The 530-nt window shown below is 67.9% G+C and carries 1 protein-coding gene; it reads left to right on the top strand.

The features are described 5' to 3' along the window. The coding region (locus SM577_RS31625) for a glycosyl hydrolase (protein WP_474588702.1) at positions 1 to 530 on the top strand (530 nt) is incomplete at both ends.

The raw sequence follows: 530 nt of genomic DNA, 5'->3' as shown, positions 1-530 counted from the left end.
CGTTCGGGCACAAGACGGTCGGCATGGTGTGGGGCGACGGCGGAGCGTACGCGACCTGGTTCTCCTCCGCGCCGGAGATGATCCAGGGCATCAACATGCTGCCGATCACCGGCGGTCACCTCTACCTGGGCGACCACCCCGAGTACGTCAAGGCCAACTACGCCGAGCTGGTCACCAACAAGGGCGGCCCACCGACCGTGTGGCAGGACATCATCTGGGAGTTCCTGGCCCTCGGCGACGGCGAGCAGGCGCTGCGCAACTTCCGGGCGAACAGCGGGTTCACCAGCGAGGAGGGCGAGAGCAAGGCACACACGTTCCACTGGATCCGCAACCTCGCCGCGCTCGGCACCGTGGACACCACGGTCACCGCGAACCACCCGCTGGCGAAGGTGTTCGTCAAGAACGGCGCCCGCACCTACGTGGCGTCGAACATCACCGCCCGGTCGCTGACTGTCACGTTCTCCAACGGCACCACCCTCGTCGTGCCGGCCGGGAAGACGGCCACCTCCGGGGCGTACACGTGGAGCGGC

This window comes from Micromonospora desertarenae, from assembly GCF_056150265.1.
This window is presented reverse-complemented; position numbering and strand designations above follow the sequence as displayed.